Annotated in this window: 2 protein-coding genes; both read left to right on the forward strand. The window is 49.6% G+C overall.

The window, feature by feature from the left end:
* The coding region (locus tag QZP87_RS11065; protein WP_291322983.1) for a TaqI-like C-terminal specificity domain-containing protein at positions 1-2,325 on the forward strand (2,325 nt) is incomplete at its 5' end.
* 469 nt (positions 2,326-2,794) lie between these two features.
* A partial coding sequence (locus tag QZP87_RS11070) for a hypothetical protein (protein ID WP_291322984.1) occupies positions 2,795-3,513 on the forward strand: 719 nt, incomplete at its 3' end.

Below are 3,513 nucleotides of genomic sequence, written 5' to 3' on the forward strand. Positions count from 1 at the left end.
AACGGCGGGCTTTTCGACCCCATGAACGGCTATGACTGGGTGAACGCCGATCTCTTCCTCCCGGACAGCCTTTTCTCCAACACCAACGCAACCCGGCAAGGCGATACCGGGGACGGCATCCTGGATGTCTTTGACCGCTTCAACTTTACCGTGAAAGAGGATGAGCCCCTGGAAAGGGAGGTGGCCATTGATCCGGAGCTCCTGGGCAAGGCTTATGAAAAGTTCAATGCCATCCGCTCGGACAATTTTGATGAATTTGAAAAGGCCTTAAAAAGCGGAAAGAAAGGGGACGAAAACAAGTTCAACCGTCAGTTCGGGGTGTTTTACACTCCCAGGCAGTTCGTGCACTACATGTGCAGGCAGGCCCTGATCCGTTACCTGGCCACTGAACTCTCCGGCAAGGGGCCGGGCGAGGACCTGGAAACCCTGGTCCGGATGGGGGAAGGGATAAGCGCCAACGAAGCCAGGGTGATGAAACATGCCAGGGAGACAAGGAGTTATTCGCACAAGCTGCCTCAATCCGTGCGGGAGCATGCTGAAGCAATTGATGCATGTCTAGCCGGGATAACCGTGTGCGATCCGGCTGTGGGTTCAGGCGCTTTCCCAGTGGGCATGATGATCGAAATAGTCCGGGCCAGGACTGTTTTGTCCATTTTCATGGAAAACCAGGACTCCCGTTCAGCCTATGATTTCAAACGCCACTGCATCGAATACGGGCTCTTCGGAGTGGATATCGACCCCGGGGCAGTGGAGATCGCCAAGCTCAGGCTCTGGCTTTCCCTGATCGTGGACGAGGAGGATCCCCGGCACATCAAGCCTTTGCCCAACCTGGACTTCAAATTCGTCCAGGGCGATTTCCTGCAAAGGATCAGAAGGAAGGAGCAGATGCTTCACCTGCTCAACGAGGTCAACCTGGAAGAGGCCAAGAAAAAATACTTCAACGAGGCCGATCCCAGGCGCAAAAACGAATACAGGGAAATGATCAATGAGCTTCTGCACCAGATGACCAAAGGGTATACTCTTTTTGATTTCAGGATCTATTTTTCTGAGGTGTTCAGGCACAAGGGCGGGTTTGACGTCATGATCGGCAATCCGCCGTATATCCAGCTGCAAAAGGACGGCGGCAGGCTGGCCCGGCTGTACTCCGGATATGACTATAAAACCTTTCAAAGGACAGGAGACATCTACACCCTGTTTTACGAAAACGGCATCAGGATGCTCAAGCCCGGCGGGCACTTGTGCTTCATCACCAGCAGCAAGTGGATGAAGTCGGAATACGGAAAAAGCCTGAGGCAGTTTTTATGCTCTTACAACCCAGTCCTGCTTATTGAACTGGGTCCTGGGGTTTTTGAAAGCGCCACCGTGGATACCAATATTCTCCTGATCCAGAAAGACAAGAACCGGAACTGTCTGCAAGGAATAACCCTGGTCAAAGAGGCAAGGGAAAACAGTCTGGATGATTTCATCAATGCACATAAGGCCTTTATTCCCAGTCCAGGTGAAAAGGTCTGGTTTATCGGAAGCCAGACCCAGCTGAATCTGCGGGAAAAGATCGAGGGCCTGGGCAAGCCCCTCAAAGAATGGGAGGTAAATATTATTCGCGGGGTTTTGACTGGGTATAACAAGGCCTTTATTGTTGACCAGGCCACCCGGGACCGCCTTGTGGCTGAAGGTCCCAAAAGTGCCGAGATACTCAGGCCGGTTTTGCGGGGCCGGGATATTGAACGCTATACTTATAATTGGGCTGGGCTTTGGCTCATTGCCAGTGGTTACGATCTTGACCTTCCTGGACAATATCCAGCTGTTTTTGCGCACTTAAAGCAATTTGAGGCCAGCGCCAGGAAGCGCCATGATCAGGGTTTGCACTGGTGGAATCTGCGGGCGTGTGCATATTATTCCGAGTTTGAGCAAGAAAAGGTGGTCTGGATAGAGCTGGCGGATAAAGGTCGCTTTGCATATGTAGAACCGGGCGTTTACACCGAGGCCACGACTTTTCTTATGACCTTATCCAGGCCAAAGTATTTTGTCGGTTGCTTGAATTCCAGGCTTATCAACTGGTACTTCAGTTCAATTTGCGCTTCTTCTGGGATGGGGACCAACAGGTGGAAAAAAATATATGTGGAGTTGCTCCCTGTTCCCCCAATCACTCCAAAAAACACGGAAACAGTGGGTAAAATCGAAACCCTGGTAGACAGGATCATCGACTTGAAAAATGACAGCCAGGATACCAGCCGCCTGGAAAACCACATCGATCAGCTGGTTTACCGGCTCTATGACCTGACCCCGGAAGAGATCGGGGTGGTGGAGGCTTCGGAGCAAAATTAAAATGATCGATATTTTTTAACGCGTTATTCTTGCGCTTGATGCAAAAAAGTGCTTACATGCCCAGAATTTGATACAGGTAAAGCTTCTTTTGGAACATTCATCAGGAACCAAGAGGGCTTTTTTCAATAATATTCATGCTGTTTTAGTAATACAGACAATCATATATTTCCAGCAGATTAAGATGGTTGCACGTCTTGAAAAGAATTTGTTTTACGGACAGCCTTTCAGGGGCAGGCGACCACCCAGTACACGCTGATGGTGGACAACATTCAGCTGGGCCAAGCAGGCCGTTCAAGGACAGGGACGATCCTAACGGAATTACCATGGTAATGTCTTTTGAAGGCAATTATGACCGATCTAGTCCGAATACCAATGCTAGACGAAACTCTGCTTTAGCTCGGATCGGAAACAAAGGACTGAAAGGAAGAGCAGCCACAACCAGAAACACTGTAGCGGTAGACAATGAATCATGAACGACAAGCCTGAAATTATCATAGCTCTGGTTTCACCTGTCGGGGTGGACTTGGAGTCCATCAACAAGATCCTCTCGGACTATTTGAACCAGTTCGGCTACAGAGCCAATATTATTCAGCTGAGCGCTCTTATTCACAAGATTGATGGCCTTGAGACCAGGCTGTCCTTGGAAACGGAAGATGAGCGTATTGATACATACATGACGGCAGGCGACGAGGCGAGAAAAAAGGCGGAGAGAGGAGACATTCTGAGTGCCCTGGCAATAAACGAGATCAACCAGGCCAGACAGGAGGGAGAGCCTCTTCCAGCCACCGCCCATATACTTAGGAGCCTGAAACATCCTGAAGAGGTGCAACTTTTAAGAAATGTCTACGGAGAGGGGTTTTATCTTGTTGGAATATTTTCATCATGGACAAAGAGACTGAGGTATTTTGAGCGGAAAGGTATCACGCAAGAAAAAGCTGAACACCTGATCAACAGGGATGAATCAGAGGAATTCGACTGGGGTCAGCAGACCCGTGAAGCATTTCATCTGGCGGATGTTTTTATTGACGCAGATAAAGATAATGTAGACGACCAGATAAGCAGGTTTCTGGATATTATTTTCGGAAAACCCTTTCTTACCCCAACACGGGATGAATATGCCATGTTCATGGCATTTTCTGCTTCTCTGCGTTCCGGGGACCTGGCTAGACAGGTCGGGGCTGTCATAGC

Origin of the sequence: Desulfonatronospira sp. (assembly GCA_003563255.1) — a bacterium.
GTDB lineage: Bacteria > Desulfobacterota > Desulfovibrionia > Desulfovibrionales > Desulfonatronovibrionaceae > Desulfonatronospira.